The sequence below is a fragment of the Nostoc favosum CHAB5714 genome (assembly GCF_020829495.1).
Lineage (GTDB): Bacteria > Cyanobacteriota > Cyanobacteriia > Cyanobacteriales > Nostocaceae > Nostoc > Nostoc favosum.
On the sequence record NZ_JAIVFQ010000036.1, the window covers coordinates 15,893 to 33,052 of the forward strand.

17 protein-coding genes and 3 pseudogenes are annotated in these 17,160 nt (G+C 41.1%); 9 read left to right on the forward strand and 11 right to left on the reverse strand.

Annotation, left to right across the window (positions count from 1 at the left end; genetic code table 11):
- The first annotated feature begins 66 nt into the window (after positions 1–66).
- Entirely contained in the window at positions 67–477 is a 411-nt protein-coding gene (locus LC586_RS21370) for a hypothetical protein (protein ID WP_229486703.1), read from the forward strand.
- Here the strand turns inward: LC586_RS21370 and cas5d are convergent.
- From cas5d to cas3, 5 genes and pseudogenes are all read right to left on the reverse strand, one after another.
- Positions 478–930 (reverse strand): annotated as a pseudogene (gene cas5d, locus LC586_RS21375) (type I-D CRISPR-associated protein Cas5/Csc1); the annotation flags it as partial. It lies immediately after the preceding gene.
- Between the two features lie 10 nt (positions 931–940).
- A pseudogene (gene cas10d / locus LC586_RS21380) lies at positions 941–1,420 on the reverse strand (type I-D CRISPR-associated protein Cas10d/Csc3); the annotation flags it as partial.
- Complete coding sequence (locus LC586_RS21385; protein WP_309143393.1) at positions 1,416–1,700, reverse strand: DUF5615 family PIN-like protein; 285 nt, start codon at positions 1,698–1,700, stop codon at positions 1,416–1,418. The gene LC586_RS21385 and the pseudogene cas10d, both read right to left, overlap by 5 nt.
- A 5-nt stretch (positions 1,701–1,705) precedes the next feature.
- Positions 1,706–1,885: a DUF433 domain-containing protein gene (locus tag LC586_RS21390; RefSeq protein ID WP_309143395.1), complete on the reverse strand. Its 180-nt coding sequence runs from the start codon at positions 1,883–1,885 to the stop codon at positions 1,706–1,708.
- A gap of 166 nt (positions 1,886–2,051) precedes the next feature.
- Positions 2,052–2,450: pseudogene (gene cas3 / locus LC586_RS21395) on the reverse strand (type I-D CRISPR-associated helicase Cas3'); the annotation flags it as partial.
- A 98-nt stretch (positions 2,451–2,548) separates the two neighbouring features.
- Between cas3 and LC586_RS21400 the strand changes: the two are divergent.
- The 4 genes from LC586_RS21400 (at position 2,549) to LC586_RS21410 (ending at position 6,585) form a co-directional block, all read left to right on the forward strand.
- Entirely contained in the window at positions 2,549–3,415 is an 867-nt protein-coding gene (locus LC586_RS21400; protein WP_229486705.1) for a WCX domain-containing protein, read from the forward strand.
- Positions 3,416–3,843: 428 nt separating this feature from the next.
- Positions 3,844–3,978, forward strand: coding sequence for a hypothetical protein (locus LC586_RS40760; RefSeq protein WP_267921708.1), 135 nt, complete (start codon positions 3,844–3,846; stop codon positions 3,976–3,978).
- 200 nt (positions 3,979–4,178) lie between these two features.
- Positions 4,179–5,420, forward strand: a complete 1,242-nt coding sequence (locus LC586_RS21405; RefSeq protein ID WP_229486706.1) for an aminoglycoside phosphotransferase family protein — start codon at positions 4,179–4,181, stop codon at positions 5,418–5,420.
- Between the two features lie 82 nt (positions 5,421–5,502).
- Entirely contained in the window at positions 5,503–6,585 is a 1,083-nt protein-coding gene (locus LC586_RS21410) for a T3SS effector HopA1 family protein (protein WP_229486707.1), read from the forward strand.
- Between the two features lie 674 nt (positions 6,586–7,259).
- Here the strand turns inward: LC586_RS21410 and wecB are convergent.
- Complete coding sequence (wecB, locus tag LC586_RS21415; protein ID WP_100897132.1) at positions 7,260–8,390, reverse strand: non-hydrolyzing UDP-N-acetylglucosamine 2-epimerase; 1,131 nt, start codon at positions 8,388–8,390, stop codon at positions 7,260–7,262.
- A 273-nt stretch (positions 8,391–8,663) separates the two neighbouring features.
- Positions 8,664–9,038 carry a hypothetical protein gene (locus LC586_RS21420; protein ID WP_229486708.1) on the reverse strand — a complete coding sequence of 125 codons (375 nt, stop codon included), beginning with the start codon at positions 9,036–9,038 and terminating at the stop codon, positions 8,664–8,666.
- A 732-nt stretch (positions 9,039–9,770) separates the two neighbouring features.
- On the opposite strand from LC586_RS21420, the gene LC586_RS21425 reads away from it, so the two are divergent.
- The 3 genes from LC586_RS21425 to LC586_RS21435 all read left to right on the forward strand — a co-directional run bounded on the left by LC586_RS21425 (position 9,771) and on the right by LC586_RS21435 (position 12,695).
- Positions 9,771–11,042, forward strand: coding sequence for a type IV pilus twitching motility protein PilT (locus LC586_RS21425; RefSeq protein WP_229486709.1), 1,272 nt, complete (start codon positions 9,771–9,773; stop codon positions 11,040–11,042).
- Positions 11,043–11,260: 218 nt separating this feature from the next.
- The gene (locus LC586_RS21430; RefSeq protein ID WP_229486710.1) at positions 11,261–12,028 is read left to right on the forward strand and encodes a circadian clock KaiB family protein; all 768 of its coding nucleotides are present in this window, start codon (positions 11,261–11,263) and stop codon (positions 12,026–12,028) included.
- Positions 12,029–12,464: 436 nt separating this feature from the next.
- Positions 12,465–12,695 (forward strand): hypothetical protein, encoded by a 231-nt coding sequence (locus LC586_RS21435; RefSeq protein WP_229486711.1) that lies wholly within the window; start codon positions 12,465–12,467, stop codon positions 12,693–12,695.
- Positions 12,696–13,047: 352 nt separating this feature from the next.
- On the opposite strand, the gene LC586_RS21440 is transcribed toward LC586_RS21435, so the two are convergent.
- The 4 genes from LC586_RS21440 to LC586_RS21455 all read right to left on the reverse strand — a co-directional run bounded on the left by LC586_RS21440 (position 13,048) and on the right by LC586_RS21455 (position 15,925).
- On the reverse strand, positions 13,048–13,962 hold the full coding sequence (locus tag LC586_RS21440) for a M23 family metallopeptidase (protein WP_229486712.1): 915 nt from the start codon (positions 13,960–13,962) through the stop codon (positions 13,048–13,050).
- A 714-nt stretch (positions 13,963–14,676) separates the two neighbouring features.
- Positions 14,677–15,114 carry a DUF6918 family protein gene (locus tag LC586_RS21445; RefSeq protein ID WP_229486713.1) on the reverse strand — a complete coding sequence of 146 codons (438 nt, stop codon included), beginning with the start codon at positions 15,112–15,114 and terminating at the stop codon, positions 14,677–14,679.
- A gap of 117 nt (positions 15,115–15,231) precedes the next feature.
- A complete protein-coding gene (locus tag LC586_RS21450; protein WP_229486714.1) occupies positions 15,232–15,513 on the reverse strand; it encodes an efflux RND transporter permease subunit in 282 nt (93 codons plus the stop codon).
- Positions 15,514–15,622: 109 nt separating this feature from the next.
- Positions 15,623–15,925 carry a hypothetical protein gene (locus LC586_RS21455; protein WP_229486715.1) on the reverse strand — a complete coding sequence of 101 codons (303 nt, stop codon included), beginning with the start codon at positions 15,923–15,925 and terminating at the stop codon, positions 15,623–15,625.
- Positions 15,926–16,383: 458 nt separating this feature from the next.
- Between LC586_RS21455 and LC586_RS21460 the strand changes: the two genes are divergently transcribed.
- Positions 16,384–17,061 carry a PEP-CTERM sorting domain-containing protein gene (locus LC586_RS21460; protein WP_229486716.1) on the forward strand — a complete coding sequence of 226 codons (678 nt, stop codon included), beginning with the start codon at positions 16,384–16,386 and terminating at the stop codon, positions 17,059–17,061.
- The last annotated feature ends 99 nt before the right edge of the window (positions 17,062–17,160 follow it).

Consider the following 17,160-nt stretch of genomic DNA (forward strand, 5'->3'; position numbering starts at 1 on the left):
AAAGACTGTCGAGTGATGATAGTAGTATTCTTTTAAGTGAGAAAAACTACATAGGGAGAAAGACCAATGAGAATTGATGATTACAATGCAGCAAAGGCACTAACTGAAAAACTTAAAGAGAACTTACCCATTAAAGCACGAGCAGGGAAGGAGTTTTTGAAGACATTAAAGCAAAAAGGGGAAAACGCTGATCCAGACAGAGAGTTTGAGATTGATTTCGTTGGCTATTCAGGAGATGAAGGCGGGATTATGTGCGGACTAAAAGAGCCAAATAATCCCGAAAGTAAAGAAAAATATGTTTCTTCTATTACTCACCTAAAAATTGACTCTAATCATCCCCTAGCTGCTGAAGTGCAGGCTTACCAACGTCAGCGAATTCGTAAGTTAATGTTGCAAAATTCCAGAGGTTTTAAAGCAGAGCTAATGACACTAGAGCCAGCAAAAAATAAGAACCGTGGTAAAGGTTTTGGGAAGTAATTAACTCCGAAAGCGATATTCTATCCGAACTGGAATTTTTAAGTTTTGAATGCCATCAAATTGATAGTATTGCCCACGCATTTGGATATTCTGAATTAAGCTAACTGGAGGCATATTCACAACATCATAGCTAATCACTTGATTAGTGAACATGACATCTAACGGATTTAATGGATGTGTACAAGTGAATATACCTTCAGTAATTTTATGTTTCGGTAATTGTTCAACCGTGACTTCAGCCTTGCTCATCCATTTACCCAAGCGAATCCACTTTGGTAGTTTGAGTTCTTTTTGAGATATGACAAAAAACTCAAATAGACTTTCTGCTGCTATTTCCTTTGCTCTCCCAAAACTAGGGATATTTTTCTGTGTTTTCTCCATTTAAACGTAGTAGTTATTGTTAGCATACTTCCATGTGTTGAGGATAGAAGAATGATTGAGCGATCGCGCCTTACTAAAGCACACAAGCTTCGCGTACATCTTCAATCCCTGGATAATGTTCTAAATATTTAGCCGCCAGATAATACCATTCATAAGGTACTCCTCCGGTATTCCCCTTTAACTTATTTTCTTTGAGACTTTCGTTAATGCGTTGAATTTGTCTAATTTGGGGTAAATATTCTGCTAAATTCCAAAACTCTGCAACTTTGTGAGTTAAATCAAAATCGGGAACTGCTGGCAGCTTTTTATCTTTCTTACGAGCAGAATCAACGCGATTAACTGTCTCTTCCCAAATCTTCCGGCTAACTAAATCCCCAAATTCTGCTATTTGGTCAATACGGATATCGTCTTCAAATTTGAAGTCATAATCAGCAGATAAAACATTTTGTTGCTGAAACTTATTCAGATTTTCGCTGCGACTTTTAGCGACAGAGCCTTTATTAGGGTTTAAGATGCGTAATGTAGCATCTAAAGCTACTTTCATCAAGCCTATGTCATCAAACGTAAAGCTGAAGTACTCGCAGACAAACAACAAATTGCTCTTTAGGACTAAGATTAACTAAGCGCAAAATGCCACAGTGAGGATTTCCCCGTACAATCGCCAACTCTCCAAAGTCTTTATCAAGCGTTACTAAAATTCGACCTTCACGGTAAGCAGTTGCTAAAATCTCCTCATCGCCTGGATCTTCTGACCAATCTCCACTCCAAACTACGTCATAGCCAGCAGCAAGTAAATTGGTACGCACCCCAAACCACACACAAGTATCTAGCAGTATTTTCACGTTGCTTACTCTATCAATAATGGTTCAATTCGCTCATGACCAACTAACCTCCGCGCATAAACTAAACAGGCTTGCACATCTTCTTGTTCTAACCAGGGATAAGCTTCTAGCAAGGTTTCGATAGTCTCTCCTGCTGCAAGCATTCCTAAAATATGTTCAACCGCTAGGCGGCGACCTCGAATAATTGTTCACAGGCTTCTTGAAACTTGTCTCGGCTTTGTGCATACTGTTGTTTAATTGTGCGATCGCTCAACTGATAACATAGCCAAAATGATTGCACAGCCCCCCATCGACGATAATAACCACGAAAATCGTTGATTTGTCGATAATTCTCGGTAATTGTATTGTGAAAAGAGGGGCGATCGCAGCTCCTTTTTTCAATCCTTCATTTTCAGCATAAATCTCTAAATCAGCCCCACTTAGTCGCACTACACGCGGCTGATTTTCTGGCTGGAATTTCTCAACATATCCTCTAATCTGCGTTTCTTGATCGCGGGCGAGTTCATTGGTTGGGTAAAGTCCGATCGCAGAAAATTCGCCCTGAAGCACTTCTAGGTAAGCCGCGAGACTTTTACCATCGCCAGTCATCGCAGTGTTGAACACGACATCAATATTTGGATCGCGCAACGCTTCTAAAGTTGCGGCTTGATGCCAAGAAAGCAACCAATCTTTAGGTAATTTCACCCCGTCAGGTGTTGGGACGGTTTGCGAGTAAACAGGCTTGAGAGTAATACTGGAATTTTCGGACATACACTTAAATAGTGTCCGTAACTGGTTGTTAAAAACTATATTGGCACGCAAAATAGAGATTGGCAAGAATTACAAGTATAAAAGTGTCCGTATAAAACATGAGTCGAAAAGGTCAATCTATTACACTGTCGATATCAGAACGTGATAAAGCGGAGCTAGAAGCGATCGCTCGTGAATTCGGTATGATGTGGGGAGAGGAACCTAACATCTCTAAGTTAATTAAAGCGATCGCTCAACGTAAGTTACTCATCGGTAACAATAACGATTGGAAAGAACCACGCATCAGGGCATTACATAGATGTATCAATGCTTTGACAGACATCGGGCAAATTGAACAAGCCCAAATCATTGCAAACTTACTTCTCGAACGCAGCGAACTATCATTACCATTGCGGGGCGAAATCGAACGTTTCTTAGAGAATTTGCCCCCACCTTGGCGCTTAGAAATAGACCGCTACATCTTGCGCGAACAACCCTTTCAGCTTTCATATCAAGATGCAGCAGAGCGTGTGTTTAATTTTACCGTTCGCTATGCCAAAGTTACACCCCACGAAAAGCGGCAATATCTTGATTGCTGGTGCGAAGAGACAGAAGGAAACCATGACATACCAGAACTAGTTCACAACTGGAGTCTCAGATTAGATCGGATTACAGATGCGGCGGTGACTTCAATTGCTGGTGAATGGCGTTCTCAATTAGATGAGATAGATGTCGAAATACATTTATTAAATTGGTTAGCTTTTGCCTATCAAGCTAAACAAGAAGACAATATTAATGAATGGCTACCAGATAAAGCGCGAGTCCGGCGAGTTGTCAGGCGAGTATCTAGTACATTTTGGTTTAGCCGCGAAGTCATGCAGTATGCGCCAGATTGTGTTGTGATATTACCAGAGAATGTGCGCGATCGCCTCAAACAAAAACTCCTCACCCTATGCCATTTATACGATATCGAAACCAGAAGTTAAGTCTTGTGGGGTAACCTTCTAAAAAAGCAGTCAAGCAATTTTAGATTTTAGATCAACATGACTTCAACAAACCTCTCCCAACCTTGAACTTTCCTTCAACTCTTCCCCTCTCCGACTCGGAGAGGGACGGTTTTACGTAGTAAAGCCAGGGAGAGGTCTTTTCATCCTTGACAAAAGTACACTTCCATAAGATGCACTCATGTAGCCGTTATTTGCGATCGCCTATAGTCATCTACAATACGTAAGTAAAAAAAATGACGTAATAACAAGGTTTCCAGCCATCAATTCTGAAAATTAAAGAAAAAAATAATTACTAATTGCTTAAAAATTCCGGTTTATTTAGCTTTGGGATGATAAATAAAAATAATAGCGTTGAATGTCATGCTTCCTAACACGAAGGATTACTGAAATTCTTCGCTGCTTTCAGGATGACTACTCAACATCAAACAACATCTGCCGCCAATCAGTTTTTTGCTGGGGATGCTTCTGCGCTACCAAGCCTTTTGATGCAGCTACATCAATGGGCTTCTACCACAACAATTGCTCTAGATGTATCTAAGTAACTATGCTGACAAAGTGTAAAGATGCCAGGGTATCTAGGAGCGAATTCTAAAGCAATTATAAAGGAATTGGTGCCATTTGGGCAGGTTTTTCTCCCAAATATGGGATATTAGTAGATTGTAGAAATCTCTATTGTTATTCACTATCTACCGACAACTGCTGAGTACAAGTTTAAGTAATTTAATGAAGTAGGAAATAATACATGGTATTATCACTGTCTTCTCATAACGTTATCCAGTATCTGCAAGAAGCGGGGCTGTGTAGCTCAGAAGATGACGCATCAGATAAATCTGAGTTGCCAGGAAGTAGTAAGAACAATTTCGGTTTACTAGTGACTCTAGCAGATAATCGAAAACTGCTCATTAAACAAGAACGTAACGTTAACAACAAAGACGCCGCGCCTCATGAATTGTTTCACGAGTGGCTATTTCATCAGTTGCTCCAGCAGTTTCCAGTTCTCGGCAATATTTCCGCCATCGCACCATTGGTAGTGCATTTTGACCAAGAAAATTCTATCCTTGTCCGCAACTACTTAGGTGATTATCTGGAGCTTGCGACATTATACCACAACAATGGTATTTTTCCACAAGAAATTGCCACTGCGATCGGCACTACTTTAGCGGGACTGCATCGCGCAACCTATAACCGCCGAGAATATAAGGATTTTATGGCAACTGCTCCCCAAGGAGAGTTTCGCTATGGCTTTTACAATCCGGCGCAAGGGGTAGAGTCAATTGGGCCGGAGATTTTTGGAACGGTTCCCACGGATGCGCTGAAATTCTATCTACTATACCAGCAGTCGGAGAGTTTGGAATCTGCGATCGCTGATTTGGCATACGACTGGAATCCTTGCTGCTTGACTCACAACGACCTGAAATTGAACAACATTTTGGTTCATTCCAGGTGGGAAAAACTAGACAATTGCCTAATACGACTAATTGATTGGGAAGCTTGTTCTTGGGGAGATCCCGCCTTTGATTTAGGTACTTTACTAGCAAGCTATTTAGGAATTTGGCTCAAGAGCCTCGTAGTAGATCCTACCATTAAGTTAGAAGAATCTCTACATTTAGCATTGACACCCTTAGAGAGTTTACAACCTTCAATTATTACCCTAATTAGGGCTTATCTAAATGCTTTCCCCTTGATTTTGGAATACCGCAATGACTTTATTGTGCGAGTTATCCAGTTTGCGGGACTGTCACTGATTCATCAAATTCAGGATATGATTACCTGCCAAAAATCCTTTAATAATGCTGACATTTGTATGCTCCAAGTGGCTAAAAGTTTACTGACTATGCCGCAGCAAGGTGTACTGACTATTTTTGGGATATCAGAGTCAGAAATTCTGAATCCTGTAGCAAAAATCCATAAACTTCCTCAACCTGCAAAAGAGCCACACTTACTTCGCATTTATTACGAAAAAACTCGGCTTCGCGGTTGTTAATGGTAGGGAGTAGAACAATTCTGAATTCTGGCTCCAGAAGGACTGAATTCTGTTTTTTAAAGTTTAAGTTCTAAATGGATTAATGCTAAAATACTCTATCAATCAACCGCTAACTTCTCTATTCGACATTGCTAAAAATATCCAGATTGAGTCAAATTTTTGTATTTATCATCCCAATTATCAACCCTTTGGTCTGCCGAGTAAAATAGCCGAGAGATTTCAGCACAATTCTGTAGATTTACAACATAAATATCTCACTCTACTGCTGCGAAACTTTCTCTATGGGATCTATTACAATGGCTCTCTACAAAGTACTTTAGCAGTCAATACTGATACGCCAAAGCATAATTTAGCAGATAATTCTATTTTGGAAATTGATTGGAACTTTTACGAGCAATTGCACGCCAGTAATCACGGTATAGGTTACTTTGACCCCCGATGGCAGGTGTTGCGTAAAGAACCTGATGGTACTATGGCGGTGACTAAAGGCGGTTTAACACTTTATGTTGAGCCAGACTGCCATCTAAAATCCAGCAATAAATCTACCAAAGTGGGTGACATGGTAGCAATCTGGATGCCCAAAAATAGAATGCAAAATGGCTGTTACTTGGCAGTTAGCAATGTCGGACAGGAACGCCAGAGCAACCCCGATGCTGATTTGGGAGCAGGGCGAATTTACTTTAACTTTACGCCATCTGGTGCGATCGCTCTCATGGAAAGCCTGACACTGCAATTGAATGCAGCCTCGATTCCCTTTAGCTTTCAGGTTCTTCACAATCCCAGTGCATACGGACGTTATGATTCGGGGCTACTCTACTTTGAACTCCCCGACTATCCAGTAATTCGCACAATCCTTCAGGCTATTTATTCAGAAAATCAATCCTATTTCCAGCCGGAAATTCCCTTGTTTACAAAATTTTTAGCACCAGGGTTAGGTTTAGCCGAAGAACCAACCCAAAAGTTTGCCGCACAAGAAAGTTTTGGGATGAACCGTTGCCAAATTGTTGCTAATGCTTTATTTGAAGCTTGGCAAAAAGGTAAGAATGCGATGGAGGAGCGGATGAAGACGATTGACGAACACTTTGCGCGACACTTAATAGATTTACAGCGTCCTTATCTTAATCCAAGTTCTGAGGATATATATAAACCTATACGCTTGGGTTAAGGCTAAAACTCTTTGTCAAAGTCAATTTTTTTAACTAGGACTTACGCACAGATAACGGAAAATCGTAGACGCATTCGCAAAGCGTCTCCAAGAGTTGCGGCTTACCGCAGACTACCGCCATCTCTAGGAGACGCTATGTAATATCATGTCCGCTTGATTGCTTATTAAACCCGAAGAACCCCACCCCGCAAAAGCTACGCTTTCGCTCCCCTCCCCGCTTGCGGGGAGGGGTTGGGGGTGGGGTTCTTTTATTATGGGTAACTTGGCGGACATGATATAAACGCGTAGCGTCTCGTAGAGAAATCCCTGTTATATCATGTCCGGATAATTAGTTATGATTCCCACAGTCATTGCACCCCTCCCCTTAATCCCCTCCCCGATGCTTTGGGGAGGGGAGACAAAGCGACGATTGTTGGGGTGGGGTTCTCCGGGTTTAGTAAGTAATCAAGCGGACATGATATTAGGGATTTATATCATCATGTCCGCATAAATAGTTATGCTAACCACAGTCATTACATTATCTGGACATAATATCAATCATTCATTCCAAGCTCGGCTATCGCCTGAGACGTGGGGCTTCTGTTGGGTTAAGCTAAAAAAAGAAAAACCGGGAGAAAAGCCGGTTTTATGCACCCTGAAAAACAGAAATTTTGCATTTTGTTTAATCTAAGTTCCTAAGTTGATGTTTCTGATGAAAGACCCAGGTAATTTTGTACAATCTGCAAAATGCGCTCTGCTGCATGACCATCCCCAAAAGGATTAATTGCATTTGCCATTGCTTCATAAGCATCTGGATCGCTAAGTAACTCAGCAGCATTTGCAAAAATATTCTCACTCGTAGTGCCTACAAGTTTGGCTGTACCGGCTGCAACAGCCTCTGGTCTTTCGGTGGTATCTCTCAAAACTAATACTGGTTTTCCCAAGCTGGGGGCTTCTTCTTGCAAGCCACCAGAATCAGTGAGCAAAAGATGCGATCGCCCAATTGCACCCACCAATTCGCCATAATCTAGAGGATCTGTTAAGAAAATTCGGGGATGATTCCCTAAAAGTTCTTGTAACGGAACTCGCACTGTGGGATTGCGGTGTAATGGTAATAGCAAAGCTGTATCAGGAAACTTGTCTAATATCTGTAAAAACCCCTGAGCGATCGCTTGCAGGGGTTCTCCCCAATTCTCCCGACGATGAACTGTTGCTAGCAGAACGCGGTATGAATCCCAGTCTAAGCCTGGTACATTACAAACTGCTTGGGTTGCAGCTACATTCAACAATGCATCAATTACCGTGTTACCCGTCATGTGAATTTCACCCAAAACACCAGAACGGTGCAAATTTTCCACAGCCCAAGGAGTCGGCGCAAAGTGCAACTGAGTAATTTGAGAAATCAACCGCCGATTAGCTTCTTCTGGGTAAGGATTGAAGATATCATCAGTTCGTAACCCTGCTTCTACATGACCGATAGGGATTTTTTGATAAAAAGCTGCCAAAGCTGCGGCAAAAGCCGTGGTAGTATCTCCCTGCACCACCACTAAATCTGGTTTTTTCTCTTTAAATAATGCTTCTAACCCTTGTAAACTACGGCAGGTAATATCATTTAGAGATTGCTGAACCTGCATAATTTCCAAGTCATAATCTGCCTTAATGTTGAACAACTGCATAACTTGCTCAACCATCTCTCGATGCTGTCCAGTTAGAATTACTTGCGACTCAAAACTTGAAGACTTTTGGAAAACCTGAATCACAGGAGCTAGTTTAATCGCTTCTGGACGAGTACCCAAAATAATGCAAACGCGTTTTTGATTAGTCATTAGTTATTAGTAATCTGTCATTTGCCAATGGTTATAGTCAATGGTCTATGGTCAATAGTCAATAGTTAGCAGTCAATCATCACACAAATCATAAATATAAAAGGATAAATCACACAATAAGCATGAAAAAACCCGGCTTAATCGGGCAGATGCACTGTTTATCAAATTTATCGTAATGACTATATCTTGATCTCACAAGTAAAATCACAAACAGCATGAAAAAACCCGGCTTAACCGGGCAGACGTACTGTTTGTCGTATTCACCTGTAATGACTAGATTTTAATCTCACAAGTTAAAGGGCAAGCAGCGTAAACAGTAGCCTGCATTTGGTCTGCCTCTCCATGCAGCCAGCTTAACCATTTGATTTCATTAGGATGAACTCCTTTAACAGTTAGTACACCCGCAGCCAATACAACTGCCATCACATTAAACATGATTAAAGCGCCTGCTACAAGCAAAACAGCACTAACAGGCATCAGAGATTGTAAGATAATCGACAACAGACATCCGACCGTAGCCATCAAGACAACTAGTGGAAAACCGACAACCAACAAACAAACTGCTAATGTAAAAGTCCATATTAAAAAGCTTTTAATCATCAACAAGGAGTAGGTCTTTCCTAGATTAGAGCTTTGAGCAGAAACCATGACTTTTCCTCCTAAAATACACAACGAATTTTAATTTTCAGTCATATCTCGCTTTTTGCGAGTAAACTGAATTTGTTTCTCAGTGAAATTCAGTATATAAAAACTAATTGGAAAAATGAGCATTTATTTACTAAACTTTACAGTTAATTTTTTGTAATTATGAATATAAAGTCAAGTTTATATCTATTAAAAAAACTTCTTTCCTGCATCTACCTTCAGGTACATACCCTAAAAGCTATCAGCTTTTAACCTTGATCCCCAAGACATTACTCTTATTCAACTTAACATTTCTTATAAAAATTAGTATTAGTTCTCATAATTTATAAATCGGCTGAATAAATGAACTGCTGGCATTTGTGTTGTTAATTGCTAGCAATTCGTGTCTATGCGTGGGATAAATTTCTCATCTAAAAAGCTGAGAATATTTATTTTTGACAATAAGCATTATAAATTACCAAATAATGTAAGTAGTTTTCCTGAGGGGTTTTGAGTCCTTCCGTGTGTTAAACCAGTTGAGATAGGTTAAATAATTTATCTAAATAATCTGAGTAGTGGAATTTCAGGAAAAAAAGATACAAATTGAGGTGGATGAAATGGATTGAACGTGGTTCTAGAGTTTCAATCGCCTCCCATCACCACTAGAGCTTGCACGCAAGCACTCTCCAAAAGTCATAGAAGTAAGTGACTTGACTTCTCGTTAATTCAACTTTTAACTGCCAAATGTGAAGATATATGACACAATCACAGTCTCCATCAAATTCTAACTCTGCTGCCGGACGTAACCTGCCACCAATGCCGCCACCACCGCCAACCTCTAGTACCCAGAGGCAGATGACACAAACATTGGATATGTCAGATAGGAATACCAACGCGCCTGTTGCAGGTCATCGTCCGGTTAGTCCACCGCCAATACCTAGTTCAGTTCCCCTTAAAAACAGCAGTCCACAACTTACTTTAGCGAAGTTAATCAGAGAAGCTTTCGATCAGGGATATTCTGACATTCACTTGGGTGTAGGTGAAGTACCGCGCTTCCGCAGCCGAGGAGAAATTCAACCAACGGATTATCCAGAAACAGATAAAGAAGCTTTTATGAGTTGGTTACGGGAGGTGATGAGTGAAGGGGAAATTCAGCGTTTTGAAGAACACTTAGAATTTGACGGAGCAACTCAATATGACTTTGCTCGCGTGCGGATTAATGTTTTTGGCTCCCTTAAAGGGCCTGCGATGGTGTTGCGGTTGATTCCGCTAAAAATCTTAACTATGGAACAGTTGAGATTACCCCCGGTTTTTCGGGATATTTGTCATCATCACAAAGGATTAATTTTAGTGACTGGGCCCACTGGTTCTGGTAAGTCCACCACAATGGCGGCGATGGTTGACTACATCAATAAGGAGATGGCCAAGCATATCATCACCATTGAAGACCCGATAGAATTTATCCATCAAAGCCGCAAGTCTTTAGTCAAACAACGGGAAGTGGGAATGCATACCCGGAAATTTGACAACGCTTTGAAAGCAGCTTTGCGGGAAGATCCAGATTTGATTCTGGTGGGGGAAATGCGGGATAAAGAAACAGTTAACACCGCCCTAAAAGCCGCTCAGACTGGTCACTTGGTCATGGGAACCCTGCACACCAATAGCGCTGTCAAAACCATTGAGCGGATTCTCAATCTCTACTCTGGTGACGAACAGGATGCAATGCGGGTGGCAATTTCTGAGTCTTTGGTGGCAGTAATTGCCCAAGGTTTGTGCCGCACAACTGACGGGAAGCGGGCTGCTTTCCACGATGTGCTGATCAATACTGAGGCTATTAAGGAATGGATCAAAGACGGTAAGTATGATGAAATTGGCGAGTTGATGAAACAAGCTGGCTTTGACGGTATGGTTACGATGAATCAGTCCTTGCTCAATCTCTATCAAGACGGCCGCATCACTGAAGAAACTGCTTTAGAAATGTCGCCAACTCCTAACGAAATGGCACAGTTTCTCCGAGGTCGAGTTTAAGATTGAGCATTGGGCATGGGGCATGGGGCATGGGGCATGGGGCATTGGGCATTGGTTATTAATTATTCTCCTCTGCCTCCCCTGCTCCCCCTGTCCCCTCATCTCCGACTCCCCACTCCCCACTCCCCACTCCCAAATATCTTTGTCATCCTGGTTGCGGTTATAGCTAAGGTAAAAGGTAAAAGAGAGAATTTTTTACTTTTACCTTCCTAACCTCTGTGAATAATTTGACGACAAACAAACTATCTACACCCCAGTTGTTTAAAGGCATTGCCCTATTTACACCTGGAGGAGATTTAATTTACTGCATCGACCCTAGCAAGCAAGGTCGATGGCATTTGCATTTGTGTTCGGCTTTGCAAGAAATCCTAGATTTACCAGAGCCACCGCACTTTTTAGTGCCTTGTTATACTGCAACTATTGACCACTGGTTAGATCCGCGCACTCAACAAGTGCGAACTTTTGCTGAAGCTTATCCGGCTGTAATTAGACATCAAGCTTTGCTGAATGCCATTTTTGCCACAGGGGAGTTAGTATGGCAAGCAGCTCCTTGGCAGGAGGGGTTGTGCGATCGCATGGTCTTAACAACTTATCGTTCCTCATTCCCGCAGCTTTGGGAGGATCACGATTTAATTGTCCGTCTAGACCTTTCTGAACCTGTGCCAAAATACCACCAGCCAGTAATTGTACAAAAAAAGGAAGTGATTACACAAGGCTATGTTCTGCGATTGTTTGTTGCAGGACATAGCAGTACCACCGAACGCATTCTGCAAAATTTACACGAATTGTTGGAGCGATCGCTCGGACATCCTTATACTCTGAAAGTGATTGATGTTTTAACTCATCCAGAACAAGCAGAACTCAATCAGGTTTCTGCAACTCCTACCCTTGTCAAAGTTTGGCCGCACCCAATTCGGCGAATCGTTGGAGAGTTGGATCATGTAGAAAAGATTTTACAGATGTTAGCTGCTAAGGAAAAATTTTAAGTTTTATAACGAATTGAGGGTAAAAGTGAAACGCAAAGGTTTTAGGACTTACGCACTGGTAACGGAAAACGAACCACAGAGAAGCCAGTGCGCCCTTGCGGTTAAGAGACTTGTTCGCGCAGCGTCTCCCCTTGGGAGAAGCAACTGGCGCGGCGCAGAGGTCACGGAGGAATGAGAGTTTGAGAAGGTTTTTGCGTAAGTCCTAGGTTTGATAGGTGGCAATTGTTTTCGCTAGAAATGAAAGAAAGTCTGTACTAAGCTAATGGATAATGAACTGCTTTGCAATCAGACTAGTTTTTTTGCCCAGTGCGCGAATGGGTAGGTGTTGGTTAAGAGGTGACTACAAAAAAAGTATTGATAGTTGCAATTAACTAAAATCCCTATTAACCCAAGTTGCGGGTTATTAAATTTTAGATTTTTTTGCATCCGTCCACTCATGCGATCGCCATCACAAGTTGACGGTTGGAATTCTTCTTACGCATTACTTTTAAGAATATTTGACTACTTTCTTCTGTTGGGTATAACTGGGGTGATTAGGTTTATGCGATCGCTGGCAATGGCACGGGTCTACAGCACTCACACAACACAAAATCCCACACTCACACTGCGATCTCGTTTAGCGTGGCTTGACGGGTTGGGGTTTTGTTGCTTCTATCCGCAATATTAAAATTTTGTTAGCACGGCATTGCTTGCAGGAACTTGAACGATAACGGACAAATTGCACTTAGTCATATATTTTACATTCATCTTGCTAAATGCAAAATGTGATCTAAAAAATCTATCTAATCATCACATCGTTAAGGATTGCTAGAAAAGCTTACACACTATAAAACAAAGTGACCTGTACTTCTACGGTACAGGTTATACAACTAAGTTGTTATTGAATTGTTAGAAATCTATTCTCCTTTTAACTTTTTCTTAAGCGCTTTTACAATTTTCCAAAGTTTTATTGGGCTGACTTAGCAAATTGAGCAAATCAAGCGATCGCTTGCAGTACAATCAAATATTGGATGGTAACTTTAGGGCGATTTTGTTAAATTATAAAATCTATCAGAACGCATCTGAGTACCATTTCGCCAAACTTCCACTTTTTCAGGACTGACTAAATAATAAAAACTACCATTATCTGCTCGATATCTGCCTTTGCCAATATTTAAAGCTGCTATTTTTATAGGCTTAGTAGGCTCTTGTTTCAACTGCCCAATATAAAATAACTGACCATTTTCTTCACAGACTTTTACACGAATACTTGCAGTCTCACCCTCAATCATGGTAACTCCATTGCATTTAGTATCAGTGCTAACAGATGCAAAACCTATTGGAATTGGCTGGGAACGTGAAACTTGCTTTGCTACTGGGGGTGTCGAGACTGGGTGCTTCAGGTTATCCATTTGCTGAACTTTAGCAGCAGAAGCAACACTTGCAGTTAAGGATGTTAACAGACGAAGAGGATCAACTGCTATTCGACCATTTGGATGAACTTCAAAGTGCAGATGAGGCGCTGTACTATTGCCTGTAGATCCCATCTCAGCAATAATTTGACCTTGAATGACCTGTTGACCCTTGCTCACCAACAAACGGCGATTGTGACCATAAACAGTGATGCTGCCGTCAAGATGTTTAATAGTTATAGCATTGCCTAATCCCCAATCATCCCAACCTGCTTTGATCACTGTACCAGATGCAGCAGCAATAATAGGAGTTCCAGATGCCCCTGCAATATCAATTCCTTCATGTTGATATTTGCGGAAGCCTTGAGAAATAAACCCTTGAGTCGGCCAGATTAAGTTAGAAGCAGGGATAAGAGTTTGCCCAATTGGGGAATCGTCTGCTAACTGTGTTAGGACAGGTGTAGTTGTACTTAATACGGCGGTTAAAGAGATTAACCCAATTAGTCCATAAGTGCGGTATCGATAAACGGTAACTTTTTTCATAAATTAAAAGTTTATTCAAACAATAATTCAGATAGTTTCTGATTATTTGTTGTTTCAAGCTGACTCGGAAAATATCAGGAAATTTAGCAGATATGGCATCTCCAAGTCCCTCGCCAAACATCCTGACTTTTCACGTTATGTGGAAAAGTCCACTAAAAACCTAACCCCCTAACCCCCTAACCCCCAACCCGTGGCGGGAAGGGGGAAATTCAAAGTCTCTCTCCTTAAAGGAAGAGAGAAATAGAAGTGAGGTTTTCCAGATGACCTGAATTGTCAGGCCAAACATCTTGGCACTACAAGTGTAATCTTTGCCCCGTATGCCAGCCACCGACGCATCGAACGGTGGCATACGTTTATCGAAACAGAATTCAGGAGTCAGGAGTCAGGAGTCAGAATTCAGCGTCAACTGCCACACCTAAAGAGTGGAATGTGGCTTGTAACTAGGAAATAGAATTTCCCGAAACATACGGGGTCTTGACTGACCTCTGCTCCTCCGTCCCTTGGGTAGAGGAAAGAATAATCATGGACATTCCTAGAAGCATTGAGATTCGCGTGCGTCTCGTAGAGAGTGTCTGAATAAGTGGGTTTAAGATCCCCACGAAATCGTAGATTTCCTGGTCTTTAATTAGTCGCGGGTCTGAATCCCCCACTAAAAGATTGCTGAATTCTGAATTCTGGCTTCTGAATTCTTCAATGTGATTCTTCCCTTCTAGCTCAGGACTTAGTGTAATTCTCGATTACTTTGGCTAAGTCTGGCACTGCTTCTTCTACGTGCTTTTTGGCTGAACCGCGAAATTTTTCATAGGTTCCTCGCACGATTTGGCGCTTGGCGTTCTTGACTCTAGCATCGGTGACACCGAGTAGCGCGTCTGCCGTCTGAGAGCGATTCGCACTCAGGTATTCAATTGGATCGCCTTTCTGTACGCCTTCACTCCAGATGGGATCAAGTGCTGTGAAGCACTGCGGTAAAATCTGCTCAACCACGTAGGGGATATACCCTGGCTTAACCCCCTTCAGGGCGGCGAAGGCAGTTTTTAAAGCCATACCACTCATGCCTGACTTGGATGCAAGCTGTCCTTCAATCATGTTGCAACAGTCATCTATGACCATAGCCTTTTTGGTCGGGTTCAAAAGTCCGTCGCTAAGTCCCATTTCACTTTTCCTTATCTAAGTACTGAATTTCTATTCGACTAATTTTTTTAGCAAGCAGGAAATTACAGAAAATCGTATCAGAGTTAGAGGATGTTATGGACATCACATTTTCACTTCTTAAGTCTTTGCTGATAACGGGTGCTTTTTATTTGCAGCTGCAATGAATTTTTGAGCAGTCTCAACCAGGGTTTCAATCGGCGCACTAATGTTGGTAACAGTGCTTTCTGTTGTTTGAGCATCCGCACCAATGTTGTTGGAGCTAACGGTGATTTGCACCGGGGCGAGATCCGGTAGCTGAGAAATCGGCAGGATCGGAATACAGATGCTCCTTAGCAGCAAAATAATGAACGTGCAGACCGTCGTCAGGACTGGACGTCTGATGAAGGTATTGACAAACATAAATTAGGCAAAAGTTCAAGACTCGTTAGTGAGGTAGTAGCTTTTTATTAATATAAGGATTATTAAGGCTTAGTGTAGGCGATCGCCCAAAATTGCGGCTTGGGAATTTTTAAAAAGCCAAGGAGAGCAAGGGAGTGGAGTTCAAAGACTCATTAATGGAGCTAAAAGACTGATTAACGGAGTTCAAAGACTCATTAATGGAGCTAAAAGACTCATTAATGGAGTTCAAAGACTCATTAATGGAGTTCAAAGACTCATTAATGGAGTTCAAAGACTCATTAATGGAGTTCAAAGACTCATTAACGGAGCTAAAAGACTCATTAATGGAGCTAAAAGACTCATTAATGGAGCTAAAAGACTCATTAATGGAGTTCAAAGCCTCATTGTATTCTCTCGTTCCCATGTTCTGCATGGGAATGGCTGATTAGAGGCTCTTTTTCCAGTCAGACATTGAGGCAGCAGCCACATGAATGCATTCCCAGGCTCCCGCCTGGGAACGAGGAAAATTTAAATCGTCTTACTTCACAGAAAATTTATATATCTATTGTTGTAAAGTCTTAGCTACTAACCTAGTGGAGGCTAGTAAAACCAGCATAAATACTGTTTTTTGATTGACGTTCCACTGTTTGCATCTATCTAAAAAATATATTTATTTGGCAAAGATAGTCAAAAATAACTTGTAAGAGGTACGTGGAATATCTTAATTTACTAACGTAACAAATGTTTCAGCCTAATTCGTAATTGTAATTTAGGATACATTACCTGCTCATAATCTTTAATTTGAATCGCTCAAATTAAAAGTGGGTTAATTTGGCATTTTATTTGTAATTTCTAATTAGTAATCAAGAATTAGTAATTTTTGATAAACCTTTGGAGGATTTAATGTTTATGTCCATATCAAATCTAGCGAAAACGCTATCGATAGTAACAGCTGGTTCAGCATTTATTGCTTTCGGTGCTATTGATAAAGCAGAGGCAGCATTCATTACCAGTCAATCAGATCCAGCGTTATCAGGAACAAAGCTGATTGACTTTGAAAGCGTTACACCAGGTAGCTATACATCGTTGACAATTGGTGATGTAAATTTCTCTCCTAGTGTTGGTGAGGTAGAGTTTGTTAATGCGGACTATGCTGGAGATTATAACACCCAAGGACAGTCACTTCAAAACACTTATGCTGTCAAAGCATTTAACAATCTAAAAATTAGTTTTCTTACTCCTGTAAAAACATTTGGCTTTAATTGGGGAGCATCTAATGTTCCTTGGAAATTGACTGCGTTTGATTCTTCTAACAATATTCTTGATTCCCAAGTTCTACCAATTGTAGTTTCCTCGAATGCAGGTGATTTTTTTGGGATTAAAAATGTAAGTGCCCCCATAAGCTATGCAACCTTAGTCGCAAGTGAATTTGGCGATTATGTGTTGATTGATAACTTTAAATCTAAATCTGTATCAGTTCCAGAACCCTTGAATATAGCTGGGACTGGCTTAGTAGGAGCAATGGGTCTATGGCTGAACAGAAAGAAAGTCACAACAAAAAAAGCATAAATAAGTAAATGCAGAACTAAATAAGGCATTCAAAATGTTGATGGTATGTTCAGTAGTACTTTTTTGAAAGTCATTTGTAATCTTGTAGGGTGGATCACG